General features: G+C 44.8%; 11 protein-coding genes. 8 read left to right on the top strand and 3 right to left on the bottom strand.

All coding sequences use genetic code 11. The annotated features are described in order from the left end of the window. Nucleotides 1–126 precede the first annotated feature (126 nt). The 5 genes from QBE54_RS02245 to QBE54_RS02225 all read left to right on the top strand — a co-directional run bounded on the left by QBE54_RS02245 (nucleotide 127) and on the right by QBE54_RS02225 (nucleotide 5,232). Nucleotides 127–1,119 carry a TRAP transporter substrate-binding protein gene (locus QBE54_RS02245; protein ID WP_369018736.1) on the top strand — a complete coding sequence of 331 codons (993 nt, stop codon included), beginning with the start codon at nucleotides 127–129 and terminating at the stop codon, nucleotides 1,117–1,119. A gap of 87 nt (nucleotides 1,120–1,206) precedes the next feature. Continuing rightward, nucleotides 1,207–1,698: a TRAP transporter small permease gene (locus QBE54_RS02240; RefSeq protein WP_369018735.1), complete on the top strand. Its 492-nt coding sequence runs from the start codon at nucleotides 1,207–1,209 to the stop codon at nucleotides 1,696–1,698. Between the two features lie 23 nt (nucleotides 1,699–1,721). After that, nucleotides 1,722–3,011: a TRAP transporter large permease gene (locus tag QBE54_RS02235; RefSeq protein ID WP_369018734.1), complete on the top strand. Its 1,290-nt coding sequence runs from the start codon at nucleotides 1,722–1,724 to the stop codon at nucleotides 3,009–3,011. 62 nt (nucleotides 3,012–3,073) lie between these two features. Next, entirely contained in the window at nucleotides 3,074–4,393 is a 1,320-nt protein-coding gene (locus QBE54_RS02230) for an FGGY-family carbohydrate kinase (protein ID WP_369018733.1), read from the top strand. A 38-nt stretch (nucleotides 4,394–4,431) separates the two neighbouring features. Beyond that, nucleotides 4,432–5,232, top strand: a complete 801-nt coding sequence (locus QBE54_RS02225) for an SDR family NAD(P)-dependent oxidoreductase (protein WP_369018732.1) — start codon at nucleotides 4,432–4,434, stop codon at nucleotides 5,230–5,232. A 162-nt stretch (nucleotides 5,233–5,394) separates the two neighbouring features. On the opposite strand, the gene QBE54_RS02220 is transcribed toward QBE54_RS02225, so the two are convergent. Next, the gene (locus QBE54_RS02220) at nucleotides 5,395–6,675 is read right to left on the bottom strand and encodes a lactate racemase domain-containing protein (RefSeq protein ID WP_369018731.1); all 1,281 of its coding nucleotides are present in this window, start codon (nucleotides 6,673–6,675) and stop codon (nucleotides 5,395–5,397) included. A 96-nt stretch (nucleotides 6,676–6,771) separates the two neighbouring features. Next, nucleotides 6,772–8,463, bottom strand: coding sequence for an HD-GYP domain-containing protein (locus QBE54_RS02215; RefSeq protein WP_369018730.1), 1,692 nt, complete (start codon nucleotides 8,461–8,463; stop codon nucleotides 6,772–6,774). A 231-nt stretch (nucleotides 8,464–8,694) separates the two neighbouring features. Here QBE54_RS02215 and QBE54_RS02210 point away from each other — a divergent pair, with 231 nt between their 5' ends. Further along, a complete protein-coding gene (locus QBE54_RS02210; RefSeq protein WP_369019377.1) occupies nucleotides 8,695–11,118 on the top strand; it encodes a hypothetical protein in 2,424 nt (807 codons plus the stop codon). A 137-nt stretch (nucleotides 11,119–11,255) separates the two neighbouring features. Here the strand turns inward: QBE54_RS02210 and QBE54_RS02205 are convergent, their stop codons facing one another. Beyond that, a complete protein-coding gene (locus tag QBE54_RS02205) occupies nucleotides 11,256–13,067 on the bottom strand; it encodes an L-fucose isomerase (RefSeq protein WP_369018729.1) in 1,812 nt (603 codons plus the stop codon). 320 nt (nucleotides 13,068–13,387) lie between these two features. Between QBE54_RS02205 and QBE54_RS02200 the strand changes: the two genes are divergently transcribed. Both QBE54_RS02200 and QBE54_RS02195 read left to right on the top strand, forming a co-directional pair. Beyond that, entirely contained in the window at nucleotides 13,388–15,142 is a 1,755-nt protein-coding gene (locus tag QBE54_RS02200) for a family 10 glycosylhydrolase (protein WP_369018728.1), read from the top strand. Nucleotides 15,143–15,165: 23 nt separating this feature from the next. Beyond that, the gene (locus QBE54_RS02195) at nucleotides 15,166–15,342 is read left to right on the top strand and encodes a hypothetical protein (protein ID WP_369018727.1); all 177 of its coding nucleotides are present in this window, start codon (nucleotides 15,166–15,168) and stop codon (nucleotides 15,340–15,342) included. Nucleotide 15,343: the final 1 nt, after the last annotated feature.

The following is a 15,343-nucleotide window of genomic DNA, read 5'->3' as shown; positions in this document are numbered from 1 at the left end:
TTCAAAAAATACCCTCGATAACACCAGCGCCATTTCTGCAGCTTAACCCTGGTCTACAAGTTTTTGTGTTTCTTTCAACGCTACGAAGCTTAAAAATCGAGTTAAGCAAAAAGGAGGGATAACCAAGTGAAATTCTTCAGAAAAACCCTGTTAATAATAGCTGTCTTAAGTCTCTGTTTAATCTTTTCCAGCTCCCTCATCAGCGCCCAGGAAAAAGTTACCATCAGGTTGGCAAGTGCTTTTGAGCCTGAACACATCCTGTGTAAAACTGCAGAAAAGTTCAAGGAACTCGTTGAATCACAAAGTGGTGGAGCCATAAAAGTAGAGCTCTTTTTAGGTGGTGTGATGGGTTCTGAAGAAGAAATTACTGAATCAGTCAGCATAGGAGCAGTCGAAGCACAAGTAGGAGGCGGATTGCCCATTAAAACTTTTGCTCCAGACTACTATTTCTTTGACTCTCCTTACGTAATGAAAGATTGGGAACACTTTAAGAGAGTTTTTTACGGAGAGTTAGGACAAAAAATGCGCGAAGAAATTGAGAAAAAAGGAAACACCATGTATCTCGGCATCGTTTACCGTGGATTACGCCATTTTACCAGCAACAAGCCTGTTCGTACCCCCGATGATGTAAAAGGCATAAAACTGAGACTTCCTCAGCTTCCCACCTGGATTGCAGTCTGGAAAGAAATCGGTGCCCTTCCAGTGCCTGTGCCCCTTACAGAGCTCTTTACAGCTCTCCAGACCGGCGTTGCAGATGCTTCGGAGGGAGATGTGACCCAAATCTACTCCTTCCACCTTTACGAAGTGCAGAAATACCTCTCTCTCACTGGTCATCTGGTGCAGACAGGAGGTCTGACCATCAACAAAGCGTTTTTCGACAAACTTCCTGACGAGTATAAGAATATAATCGTCGAAGCCGGCAAAGAAGCTTGTGACTGGGGTACCCAGCAAATACTTGAAGGAGAAGAAGACATAATCAAGCAGCTTGAAGAAGCTGGAATGACAGTAATTAGAGATGTGGACCAGGAGGCATTCCGTGAAAAAGCCAAACCAGCAGTGGAAAAACTCTTTGAAACAGAGTGGACAGTAACCACTTGGGAAGAAATCCTCTCCTATTGATAAAAACGCCGTTAAATCTTGCAAAGAATGCCCGGTAAATGATTACCGGGCATTCTTTGCAACAAAAACCTCAAGGGAGGAACCCTTATGGTCACCAGGAAACGAAGAACGGGAATGTTCATTTTTGACACCGTCCTCGATATTATCACCACCATTGGTTTCAGCCTTATGCTTTTAAGTGCGGTAACGCAAGTTCTTTTCCGCTACGCCTTGCGTATCTCGGTCCCCTGGACAGAAGAGTTAGCAAGATACCTTTTGATTTACATCACTTTCTGGGGAGGAGCAATTGCCATAAGGACCAGAGAGCATATTAGCATTCCTGCCCTCCTTGAACGCTTATCCGAAAAAACTCGAAGTCTAATTGAACTTATTTTCATAGCACTTATGATCATATTTTTGGCTGTTGCCTTTTTAGGGAGCCTTACCATGATCAGGGTTACCTGGGAAACACCTACAGGATCCATTGGCTGGTTAACCATGGGTATGGTATACCTTGCTCTACCTACCGGGGTCATTTTTATGTTTATCTACCTTGCAGATTGGGCTCTGGAACTGATCAAGAAAATTAAATCCGCTTAATTGGGCAAAAAGGAGTGGCTAAAATGGGCTTTTTGCTATTTGTCATTATTCTCATAGCTCTTTTCATGAGCGGCCTACCAGTAGCTTTCGCTCTTGGCATTACCGGGTTATTCTTGATGCAAATCCTTTGGGGTGGTTCCGTCAATTTTGGTATTGTGGCTCAGCGATTGCTCTATGGAGCCAACAATTTTGTAATCCTGGCCATACCCTTTTTCCTGCTTGCTGGCAAGCTCATGAACACCGGGGGCATCACCAGAAGGATTTTCAAATTTGCAGAAATGCTTGTCGGCCACCTACCTGGTGGACTGGGTCAGGTCAATGTAGTAGCCAGCATGATATTTTCCGGCATGTCAGGACTTGCTGCTGCAGATACCGCAGGACTCGGCCTGGTTGAAATAAAAGCCATGCGGGATGCAGGTTACGACGACGATTTCAGCTGCGCCATAACTGGAGCGAGCTCCACCATTGGGCCTATAATTCCACCCAGCGTCCCCCTGGTTATTTACGGCATTTTGAGCACCACCTCCATAGGAAGACTCCTGATAGGAGGCATTATACCGGGAATAGTGGTTGGGATTTCTCTAATGCTAATGGTAGCCTTTTACGCCAGGCGCAAAAATTGCCCTCGTCGCCGAAAGGCTACGCTTTCGGAACTGCGCCAAGCTTTCAAGGAAGCAATCGGTCCAATTTTGACTCCGGTCATCCTGATAGGGGGGATTTTAAGTGGTATTTTTACTCCTACCGAAGCCGCAGCAATAGCCGTAGTATATGCATTGGTACTGGGGTGCATAGTATATCGGGAAATTTCTCTTTCTGATTTGTGGAGAATTCTGAAAGAAACTGCCAGAGAAACAGCAACCATAACTTTCATAATAAGCTGTGCCCTCTTTTATGGATGGGTCTTAATAAGGAGCAGGACGCCCATCGCACTACTTGAATTCTTCACTGGAGTAAGCACTAGTCCCTTGGCTATACTCATGATGCTCAACATTTTCTTACTGGTCATTGGCTGTTTTATGGAAACTATTGCAGCAATAAGCACTCTGGTACCCATTCTCACCCCTTTAATTCTCAAAGTGGGAATAGACCCGGTACACTTTGGTCTGGTGATGGTTTTGAACCTCATGATTGGACTTTTGACTCCTCCTTTTGGTATCAACCTGTTTATCCTTAACAAAATAAGTGGCGTGCCAACCTTGCGGGTAGCAAGAGCTTGCTTGCCTTTCTTCATACCCCTGATTGGAGCTTTGGTACTTATAACCGTCTTCCCACAAATTGTGACCTTCCTGCCCAACCTGGTTTTCGGAAGGTAGGCTTCAGCAATGCAAAAACCAGCTTCGTTTCAAAAACCACACCAATCGGAGGGAGAAATAGGGTGAGCTACATACTTTCTGCCGATTTTGGCACCTCTTCACTAAAAATCAGTCTTCTTGATTACAACCTAAACCTGATTAAAAGTGTAAAGGCCAACTATACTTACGAAGTAAAAAAGGGCAAGGAAGTAGAAATTGCTCCAGAAATACTGCTTCAGGCTTTCAAGAAGGGTGTTGAAATTCTGGGCCAAGAGCACACGAATAAAATAGAGTATGTGGTTTGCGACACTCTCTGCCCTTCACTCATTGCGATGGACAGAGAGGGCAACCCTCTTTATCCAGCCATTCTGCACCTCGATAGACGAAGCACCAAGCAGGCCAGAAAAGCCCTGCAGGTAGTTGGTAAGGATACCTTCTTGAAAACAAATGGAAACCTTCCTTTTCCTGGGGGTATCTCACTAACCAGCATCCTCTGGATAAAAGAAAACTATCCTGAGCTTTATCAAAAAACCCAGGTATTTGGCCACTTCAACACTTTTTTACAAAAATTCATGGTCGGAAAGTTCTTTATCGACCCAACTCATGCCTCCTTCACCGGGCTTTATGAAACTCTTAAGTGGGGAGGCTGGTCAAAGGAGCTATGCAAAGGCTTAGATATTGATGCCTCAAAGCTTCCTGAAATAGCTGACTCAAATCAAATCACCGGAGGACTGAAAAAAGAAGCCGCCAGGTTCCTGGGCCTGCGAGAAGGAATACCTGTTCTGATGGGTGCTAACGACACCGCTACTGCTGCGCTTGGAGCTGGTGCCACAGAAGAAGGACAGATATTGAACATCTCTGGAAGTAATGAAATAATAACCGTCACACTTGAAAAGCCCCTACCCCATGAGAAAGTATACTTGAGGACACACGCTGTCCGGAACAGATGGCTCCTCTTAGCCATTACCGTGGGCGGAGGTGCTCTGGAGTGGTTCCGCAGAGAATTCTATCGGGAAATGTCTCGTGAAGAATTTTATGAAAAATACTTCCCAGAAGTAGTCAAAAGAGCCAGTAAACCAAGGGTGCATTTCTATCCCTATCTCGCCGGAGACCGACACAGCATTAACCAGCGCAGAGCTCGTTTTTCAAACCTCACCCTGGATACGACCAGAGAGGAAATGCTCTGTGCGCTTCTCTTTGGTATATTTGAACCCATCAACTTGGTTCTCTCCATCTACCGCAACCAGGTAAAGTTTAAGGAAGAAGTAGCCCTTACTGGTGGAATGGTAAACGAAGCCTTTCTGGAATTCAAAAAAAGAGTATTTCCTGACTTCGTATTTAAAAACGTTCAAGAATGTGTAGCCATCGGTAACGGCAAACTTGCCCTCTCAGGCAAGTCGTAGTAACCCAGCAAACCAACAAAACCCATAGAGGTGAGAAAATGGCTTATTTTTTTGACCTGTCGGGAAAAGTTGCAATCGTAACCGGCAGCAGCAGAGGCCTTGGAAAAGCAATGGCAATAGCCCTCGCCCAGGCAGGGGCAAACTTAGTGGTTACCAGCAGGAACCCTAAAAGTCTTGAAGAAACCTGCAATATCATAGAACAATACGGTAGCAAAGCTCTGCCTTGCCAGCTTGATGTAACTTCCACAGAAAGCATCAGCCAAATGGTAGAAACAGTCATCCGCGAATTCGGCCGCATTGACATTCTGGTAAACAACGCTGGAATGAATATTCGCAAGCCGGCACTGAGCCTCTCTGAAGAGGACTGGGACAGAGTTATCAATACCAATCTCAAAAGCGTTTTCTTTTGTTCCCAAAAAGTGGCTCCCTATATGATGAAGCAAAAATGGGGAAGAATAATAAACATAGGTTCAGCCACCACTGTCTTCGGCTTTCCTAATATGAACCCTTACTGCGCAAGTCGTGGAGGCATCGTTCAACTCACTCGCAGCCTTGCAGCCGAATGGGGGAAATATGGCATAACAGTAAACGTTCTGGCACCAGGCTGGTTTCGCACAGAACAAACCCGAGTGTTGTGGGAAAACCCTCGCTGGATGGAAATGGTAACCAGAAGAACACCGCTGGGTAGAATCGGGGAACCTGAAGAATTAGGTCCAGTAGTTGTATTTTTGGCTTCGGAACAGGCTTCCTTTATAACCGGAGCAGTATTAATGGTAGATGGAGGGTTCACCGGCTGTGATAGCGAAATTATGGATGTTTCCTACTTTCAGCAGCGATAAACTCAAGAAGCTTGGCTCGATCATGTCCATGTAGGTTGGAACAACACAAATGCCAGAAGGAAGGCCATTCGTCTTCATCCAAGCACCACTACCACGCCAGGGCCTTCCTTCTGGCAACTTTGTGCTTTTAGCATTTAGCAAAATACTCACTCTTTTTTAACCTCAAGCCTGGTAAGGATAGTCGAGTAAATTCCCTTTCCCGTCTGTCTTCATTGCTCTTAACTCACCGACAATTTCTATATCTGGATTACAAGAAGCTTCATAAAAGAGCTTCTCCGATACCTCCATCTCAATTATCTCCAGCGTATTTTTAATTCTAACCAGCCTTACCTCCTTCTCATTCTTTTTAACCAATTTCATAGCAGCTTTAATTGCCTGCTCATCGTTTTCCAAAACTATGGGCAAAAATCCTCCTTTCAGAGTACCCGAAGTCAGAATATTGGTGTAGGTAGCATTGAAATCGATTTTATCAAATAGCTTTCTGGTGGTAAGATCGGCAAAACCAATGCCACAGGCGTTGCCATGGGTCTTTTCGGTAAGGTCCAGTGCAATTATTATTTTGATATCCCTGTCAATGCCTTTTGCACGACCAATGACGTTGGTATCCATCCCGCTGCCACTTATATCTTTGCCAATTTCATCCACCACCAGAATATCAACACTCGTAAAGGGTATTTGGGGCATTTTACGCTTATATTCTTTCAGCAGTTCCTTTTCTGCCTTATAAAAATCCTCAGGCTCAACAGCCTGAATTTTGCATAGCCTGTGGTAAGCGTTTTCAACCAGAGCAATACCAAAAAGGATAGGGGCTTTGCGCAGTATTTCCGCCCCCACTTTAGGAATAACTTCTCTAAACCTCTCAAAACCAAGCTCATGGATTGCCGAAGCTCCTTCATGTTTCCCCAATCCGATGACCATCATTTTCATCAAACCGCTCTCGACTTCTCCAGCAAAGTCAGTGTGAACCTTAACTCTGTTGACGACAATAATGCCGTCGGCGGAGAAAGCGTTTTTATCGATATAAACAGGAATACCTTCCTCCGTTTCTCCAAGCTTCACCACTTCCATAGACGAAATTACCGGTGCACCGACGCTCTGCTCGGTTATCCCATATCCTGCAAGTATCTCTTTCTGGGTCTGGGCTTCTCCACCACCGTGGCTTCCCATGGCAGGAACAATAAAAGGCTCTCCTCCCAGGTGCTTAACTTCGTCAACTATTGCTTTTATAACTTCTGCAATCCTGTCAATGCCCCTGCTCCCAGCAGTAATCGCGATTTTTTTGCCTTTGCTGATTTTGTCCTTGACTCTAAGTTTTCGAATTTCTTCCCTCACAACCTGTGAAACGCTGCTAATATCACCCCTGGGAATTTTTTGCCGTATCTTAGCCACACAAGGCAACTTAATGTTCTCAATGCCTGGAATCACAACTCTTGAGACGTCCAAATCTTATCCCTCCTCGGTTCTACAGCGCCCAAGCAGTAAACAATTTGATTTCTTTCACAGAAGAATTGCCAGCTTTAAAAATTTCGCAAGACAATCTCAACTCGTATTAACCAAGGATGTCTTACTTACTCTAAATCGAATTTCCGCTTCCCTGCGGAAAAGGATACCGTAAATACGATCTACTTCGCGCTGAGGAAGAGCAAAGTCCTCAAGATGCACCCTCTGCACAAAACCAAGATTTTCCACCTTAACGACCCTGGCAGGAACAATAAATCGTTCTCCATAGGCCTCAAAAAGTACAACCAGATTATCTCCCACCTGTAAAGAAGAGCTATCAGTCAAAAAGGTCATGCGATCCCCACCAATAATTTCTGTTTCTCCTTGATGAAGATTTTTCAAATTCTGCATAAGCAAGCGAACAAGCTCTCCCGACTGCCCCGGCTCAAACTTCATGAAATGAATCTGCAAATTCCAGGGCAAAGCGAAAGCCCTACGTCGCTCTTCGGTTCTTTTAACCAAAAAAGTAAAATGACGACCCTCTACCAAAATAAGGCGAGCAGTAAGCTCAAAAGCTGAGTAAAAAAGGTCCCAGGAAATAAGCACGCTTTCTTCAGATGAAAGAGAGGGTGGAGAATCAAAAGCAAGAATTATTTTGTCTCGCTCCACTTCCACAACTCTTCCAGGGTAAATCTCTTTCTCAAAGCTTTCACCACCCCTGATACGACGTACCGAAACTTCTATACCTGGAAAAAGGGGCAACCCTTCTTCTTTTCTTTTTCTCAAGTAGTACTCAGGAACACTCAACAAAGCTTTTTCAATCACCTTAGCATCGAGTTTCCCTGCTTTACCCATAGCGTTTATTTCTTTTACCGCTTCTTCAAAAGAATAAGCCCTCCGGTAAGGGCGATGATGCAAAAGAGCATCGAAAACATCACACACAGCAAGAATTCTCGCTTCAAAGGGTATCTCTTCTTCTTTCAGTCCAAGATAGCCACTTCCGTCGAGGCGCTCATGATGCAAACGAGCTATGTGGAGGTAATCTTCCATAAAAGTATTTCCCAAAAAAATTCTATCCAGATAGGAAACATGCCGTTTGACTTCCTCAAGTTCCTCCCTAGTAAGTCTTCCGGGTTTCAGAAGAATTTCCCGAGGAACGAAGAGCTTGCCCAAATCATGAACGAGCCCGGCTACTCTTAAGGTTTCTTGAATCTCCAGCGAAAGGTTCATTCCTAAAGCTACACTTTGAGCAAAAGCAGCTACCCGCAGAGAGTGGTAGTAGGTGTAGGGCTCAACAGCCTGAAGCAAAGTAACCAGACTAAAAAGAAAGGAATCAAGCACTAACCGGTGGTTCAACTGTTCATATAGCCTAAAACGTTCTTTCCTCAGCATTTCGTTAGAAGAAGCTATCTTCTGAAGTACTTCGGTCAACTTTGTAGAAATATCCTTTTCTGCAACGGCGGCTACTACCATAGGACCAAAGGAAAGGACAATCAGCAAAAACCTATTGCCAGCCTCGGAAACGCCAGCGAAATAAGTGAGGTGTGCCAGTTCTGGAGCAATAGGCAAAACAAGAACCGCGTTTTCAGGATTAACTTTTTCTTTACTAAGAGGAGGACTGATTCTAACGCCTCTAAAGAGAGGATCAATGCCTTTATCTTGCAAAAAAGTGGAAACAACTTCCAAACGGCCATCAAGCAAACGACACAAAAGACTTATCGATCTAATGCTTGAATCATCGACTTCTTGATATACTCTCTCCAGAAAACTATCCCAGAAATAGCTCTCCAAAATGTCTCCCCTTTGTCAGAAAAAATCAAAACCAGGCAAGGTAAATTATAGCACAGACAAAAGTCACAGAAAATAAACACAAAAGTGCCGTCTAGGTTAAGGACAAAAACTGGTTCCTTCAACCTCAAAAACCGGGAACAACGCACTGATTAACCTTTACACCCCCTTTAAGCATCTTTTATAATTGAAAAAATTTATCTTTCAGAAAGGGGCTGAGCCTGTTTGCACAAAGTGCACTGGACGCTGCTTTTTCTTTTCCTGGTCCTTTTAAATTTTCTTTCAAGCTGTTCGTTTACTACTTCGCCTCAAGTTCCCATCCTTCGGGGAAAAGTATTCGTTGAAGACATCAAGAGAGAAATTACTAAAGGATACCCGATTTCCGGTGCCATAGTACAAGCGCTGGAGCCTGAAAGTGAAAGGGTTATTGCAAAAACAGAAAGCGACCGGGAAGGGCATTATGTTCTCTACGTCCCTCCTGGTGGCCCCTACCTGATCCGGGCTACAAAGAACAACCTTGAGCTTCTTGACTTTTCTCCCCCCATTCGGGAAAACACAATCTACAATCTTGATCTGACCGGTATTAGCTCCACGGCGATTACTTTGGTGCTCCTGGAAACCGCCAGAGAAGGTTACGATTTTCAAAGCGTTAACGCCGAATCCATTAAAAAAATAGCCCGGTTCGACGAGTTATTAGAAAGAATTTGGGAAATTGTCGTAGATGGCGGAAACCCCGTAAACGATGGAAGAGTGCTGCAGCTTGTGAGAGAATTGGCAAAGGCCCTTTTCCCGAATCCGCAAACTACGGTTGAAGCTTCCTCTTTTCTTACTCCTATACGGAATGTTACTCAGAACAAATATTATTTCAAACTCCAGGATGCAATCGACGAAGCCCAAAGTGGCGATACTATCATAGCTTCAACGGGAATCTACAGAGAAAATATCAATTTTAAGGGTAAAAATATTGTCCTGCAAAGTACAAATCCCGACGATCCCCAGGTGGTGGCTGAGACCATCATCGATGGAGGAAACAAGGGAAGTGTAGTAACTTTCCAAAGCGGCGAAAGCAGTGAAGCGGTGCTTTGGGGTTTCACCATCCGGAATGGCTCAGGTAACATTCCTTCCCCGAATCCCGGTTTATCTTGTGGTGGAGGTATTTTTATAAAAGGCTCTTCTCCAGTGCTTAAGAAAAACCGAATTCAGAAAAACAGCGCCGCCTGCGGTGGCGGGATATACATTGAAGACGGCTCTCCTTCTTTTCTTGGTAATATCATAGAAGCAAACACATCCACTATTTACGGTGGTGGTATTTGTATCGTTAAAGCTTTCCCGATTATTGGAAGTAGCGATCCAAATTTGAAAAATATCATCCAGAATAATCAGTCAGGTTTAGGTGGTGGTATATATGCAGACAAAGAGAGCACTATTATAAGTGATGGCATTCCCTGGGATAGAACCTTTTACGCTCCTCCCGCTGGTTGGTCCAATCCCAGCTACACAGATTTTAATATTCTTTCCACTAACAACCACACTGGGGGAAGTGTTGGTTCCCAAGTTTACTTCGAAGCGTGCAGCGTTAATTTTACCGTAGAAGGTCCCGGAGAAATTATTGCTTCTGGCCGTGTAGTTACTAACCAAGATTTGTTGCTCCCTGTCGGGGCAACGCTTGACTTGCAAACCATTCCCGGGACTGATCATTCATTTCTAAAGTGGGTGGTCAATGGTATCGATCATTCAGCAAATCCTTTCTTAACCTTCACGGTCTTTAATAACACAACCATTCAGGCAGTCTTAACACCCACTCGCGTAATAGCCTTTAAAATCAGCCCCAATGATGGGACAAATGTCGGAAGCATCTTTGTCGATGGCGTAAAAGTTTTAGATGGGGAAATTGAAACCCAAACCATCCAGTACTATCCCGAAGGGAAAATCATCAACATTGAAGCGCAAGACCTTGCCGGCAATTTCCAAAACTGGAACACAGGAAACAACAATTCCTCTATTTCCTATGAAGTGGCCAGCGATGCTGAAGTAACTGCCAGCTTCACCACCCCTCCCGTAAAAAACGTCACTCAAGGGGTCTACCACAGGGAAATAAGTGAAGCCACATCCAGTGCCCAGGCTAAAGATACTTTAGAGGTAAGTCCGGGCATTTACTATGAAAATGGGATAACAGTGCCCGAAGAAGTAATTCTCAAAAGCACCGGCGGACAAGATGCAACCATCATAGACGGTAACAACACCTCACCCGGGATAATCCTTCAAAGTGGAGCTACCATTGAGGGCTTCACCATCCAAGATTTTTCTTCAAGTGCCGTGTATGTAGCTGGCGAAAACTGTACAATTAAGAATAACCGTATCTTGAATAACCAGGCAGATAATGGCGGCGGCATTTATGTAAGTAGTGAAGCGAACAACTGCACCATTACAGCTAATGTCATAGAAAATAATCAGGCGACGAACTATGGAGGAGGAATTTACGCATCCACCTGTAGCGGGGGTGACATTTACCAAAACACCATTCAATATAATCAGGCAGGGAGTGCAGGGGGAGGAATTTACCTTAGCGGCAATATTTCTTACCGCGATAACATTATCTACAAAAACACAGCGCCCAAGTGTCCCAACGTTAGCACTGCTTCTGGTTTATGTGAATGAGCTTAGAATAACTTCGCAAGCTCTGTCTACCTTGGAAAGGCTATAACCCCAAAGCAGCAAAAGTGGTGCTAAAAACGGCAAAAGAGAATCAAAAGGGGAACCCTGACGAGGTTCCCCTTTTACCAGCAAAAGCTAAACTATTTTTTATAAAGTGGTCCCAGTGTCTTACAGGCCCTAAAGTCAGCACCTTCCAGGTCTTCAGTACCAAAAGCACTCCACACGCTGGGCCGGAAAATACGCTCTTCCTCCACATTGTGCATATTCACTGGAATACGCAGCATCGAAGCAAGAACCAGAAAGAGGTCTCCCACATGTCCATAACAGATTGAACAGTGGTTAGCTCCCCAGTTTTCCATTACCGAGTAGACACTTCGAAAGGCGCCCTTCCCGGTAAGCTTGGGCACAAACCAGGTGGTGGGCCAGGTGGGGTCAGTTCTTTCGTTAAGAATCTTGTGAACCTGAGGAGGCAGCTCCACAGTATAACCTTCGGCTATCTGGAGTACCGGTCCCAAACCTTTAACCAGATTAATGCGGGAAATGGTTACTGGCATACCACCCCTGGTCGTAAACTGGCTGGAGAATCCCCCTCCTCTGAAATAACCCAGATTGGCATAGCAAAAACGAGTGGCTTCAAGACACTTTTCAACCTCTTCTGGAGTAATTTCCCAGAAAGGCTTTATGGCAGGTTTTCCGTTAAGTTCTTCTTCTCCAGTCCCATCGAGAGCTGCTGCTCCAGAGTTGATGAGATGAATAATGCCCTCACTTGCCAAGCCTTCCGGTTTCCAGCCACTGACTCGCTCAATAGCCCGGGGGCTCCAATAGGTCCGTACATCTGCAAAAATCTGAGCAGTGTTAGTAAGAAGATGGCCAAAAAGCATGCTAACCGCATTGAGACAATCATTTTCAGTAGCTACAATATAGGGTTCTCGCAAACCGTTCCAATCAAAAGAAGAATTTAAAATAGCTTCCATAAAATCTCCATTGGGAAAGTGGTCCGTCCAGTGTCGCTGACCCTGAAAACCGGCAATAATGGCATTGTGACCCAGACTTTCTTCGGGAAATCCTTTTTCCTTAAGCTTCGGATTTCCTACCATTAAATCCCTGACTATGATTGCCATAGAAACCACAAAACGCCATACTTTTTCTTTAACTTCAGCACTCACCCTTTTTTCAGGAGGATTGGGATCCATGCCTTCTTTACAATACTTCCTTACCCAGACAAGGGCTCGCTCCAGCTCCTCCTCATCATAAATCTTTTCCTCAATTCGCCGTAAAACTTCGGTCATGTCCACATACTCAACTCGCATACCAAGGTAGTCCTCAAAAAAGTCTGCATCCACTATGGAACCAGCAATACCCATAGAAACACTTCCTATGGCAAGATAGGACTTGTTTTTCATTATGGATACAGCGAGTGCTCCTCGAGCAAATTTAAGAAGCTTTTCCTGCACATCTTCAGGAATAAAATTGTCATCCTTATCCTGCACGTCTTGACCATAAATCTTAAAAATAGGTAACCCTTTTTGATTGTGAGCTGCAGAAACTGCGGCAAGATACACCGCACCGGGGCGTTCAGTCCCGTTAAAACCCCACACTGCTTTGGGTAGCTCCCTTGACATATCCATGGTCTCCGAACCATAGCACCAGCAGGGAGTGACCGTTATCGAAACCCCAACCCCTTCTCTGTGGAAAAACTCATCCACCATTCTTGCTTCAGCAACACCACCAATGCAACAATCCGGTAGAATACACTTCACCCGCTCCCCATTAGGCAGAAAGAGGTGTTGTTCCAAAAACTCTGCCACCAGCCGGGCAAGTCGCATGGTCTGCCCTTCCAGCGATTCTCTGACTCCACCGTAACGCCCGTCAACAACCGGACGAATGCCTATTTTGGGGAAATCCTCCACAAACCTTTTTTCTCCCCGAAACACTTTAATCGAGTTTAACATGGAAATTCCTCCTTACCTTAAGGTGCAATGTGTAACACTTCAAAGTAACGAAATTGATTTAATTTTATCTCCTCGTTACCACCCAAAACCAAAATGAGCCCTCAAAAAAATTTTACCTCTCCCTCTCCAAACACTCTATCAAAGCCTATTGTAAGTGACTGTTCTCAGACCGTCAATCCGTTTGCTCCCCAAAAATTTTTGATATCGATTGCAAAATCCCAGAATCACCTGACGGAAAGACTGGTTGCTTCCTCGAAGCTGCAACAGTTAGCTACCAAAACACTATTGTCATCAGGTGCATGCTCTGCCATAATAAATGCATGCTAAAAAGAGTTATGACGCTCTTTTTAATCTGTGGAGTTGCCTTGTCGTTAGGCGCTCTCGCCTCGGCGCAAAATCTGCGTGGAGTCTGGGTAGACACAAAAAGCATCCCGCGCACACCAGAAGAAATTACAACTATGGTTGACCAATTGTACCATGTCGGCTTCAACGCCATTTTCCTGGAATCTTTTTACCATGGAGAAACCATATACCCTTCCTCCTTCCTGGCTTCTCTGGGACTGCCCAAACAACAAAAGCTTTTTGCAGAGGCTGGATACGACCCCTTAGAAGTCTTTTTGAGCGAAGCTCATAAACGCTCCATGCAAGTTCATGCCTGGGTACACATCTTTTATATAAGTCTGGATGAAGCCGGAGAAATACTCAATCTTTATCCCCACTGGGCAGTGGTGAGTAAAGAGGGAAAACCAGGTTATCAAAGTGGTAACCACTTCTTTTTCTGGCTTTGTCCCATGGAGAAGGAAATATGGGATTTCTATCTCAATCTTTTTTCAGAAATAGCTGAAAAATATCCCGTTGATGGTATTCATTTCGACTATTGCCGCTTTCCCGAATTCACCCTTGCAGACACTTGTTATGCCCAAGCGCACCGCCAGAGTTTTTTTGCAAGTTACGGCCTTGACCCCATAACGCTTTCCCCTCTGGAAAACCCAACAGCATACAAGCAGTGGATTCAATTCCGCACCGAACAGCTCACGGAATTTGTACGCTACCTAACCAGCAACTTAAAGAATCGTTTCCCTGCATTGCTTCTTTCCTGTGCCATAAAACCCCTTGGCTTCCCCCTGGGGTTGTACCCCGGAGCTTTACAGGATTGGCCTACCTGGGGCAAAGAAAAACTCTTTGATTTTCTGGTTGCCATGACCTACACTTCAAGGCCCAGGGAATTTGAGGGCATGGTCCACTGGGTAGGAACCTTTCTTGAGGAAACACCTTTTGCGGCAGGTGTATGGGCTTTCAACCAGAAAACAGAAACTATTCTTGAAGAGATCAAACGAGCTCTATGTTACTGTTACCCTCTTACAGGAATAGTAATTTTTGCTTACCCTTACCTCTCCAAAGAAACTTTGCATGCGCTTACCCAGGAATTTCTCTCCGGCAATTGTTCTCCAACGAAAGCCTTTCTGCCCCTCTCCTTCTACCAGGTTAACCATCGCTCGGCACACGTATTCTTCACTCAGGAAGCCGTCACCGTCGATGGTATATTGAGCGAAACCAGCTGGAAAAGAGCCGACTGGCAAAACAACTTTATCACTATAACTGGAGAACCCTCCCGATATTCAACCTCTTTCGCCTTGCTCTACGACAAAGAAAATCTTTACTGTGCCTTCAAGCTCGAGCTGCTTACTCCCACCCAGTCTCGTTTCAGGGAACATGATAGCCCGGTATTTTATGAGCCTTCGGTAGAGATTTTTATTGACCCCTTTGCCAATTCTGGCATCTGGTACCAGATTGCAATAAACTATAACGGTACTGTCTATGATTCTTTTTCACTTACTGGAAGTAGATTCAATGGCAACTGGAAAGTGGCCGTCCACAAAGATTCCAACGATACCCTCTATATCGAGATAGCTCTTCCTTTCCAGGAGCTCGGCAAAAGGCCGGAAAAAGGAGAAATTTGGGGAGCCAACTTCTGCCGCAACGAACCGGAAAAAGACGAATTCAGTGTTTTCTCGCCTGTACCCGGTTTATACGCTACACCAACACTGCTTGGAAACATAATTTTTGAAAAATAAATCAGAAAAGGGAGACTAAAAGCGTGGAAAACAAAACAGAAGATAAAAGCACCTGGGCAATCGGAGGAGGTACCTTGCTTGGATTAGGCATTGGCTTTTTCTTTCTCGGAGGAAATAGCCATGCTTTCGTCGGTTCTCTTCTTGGAGGAATTGGTGCCGGCCTCATCATAACTTCCATTATCTCAAGAAAAAAGGCGTAGC

The organism is Thermatribacter velox, from assembly GCF_038396615.1.
Lineage (GTDB): Bacteria > Atribacterota > Atribacteria > Atribacterales > Thermatribacteraceae > Thermatribacter > Thermatribacter velox.
The sequence above is the reverse complement of the archived record's forward strand: the minus strand, read 5'-3'. Positions and strand labels throughout refer to the sequence as shown.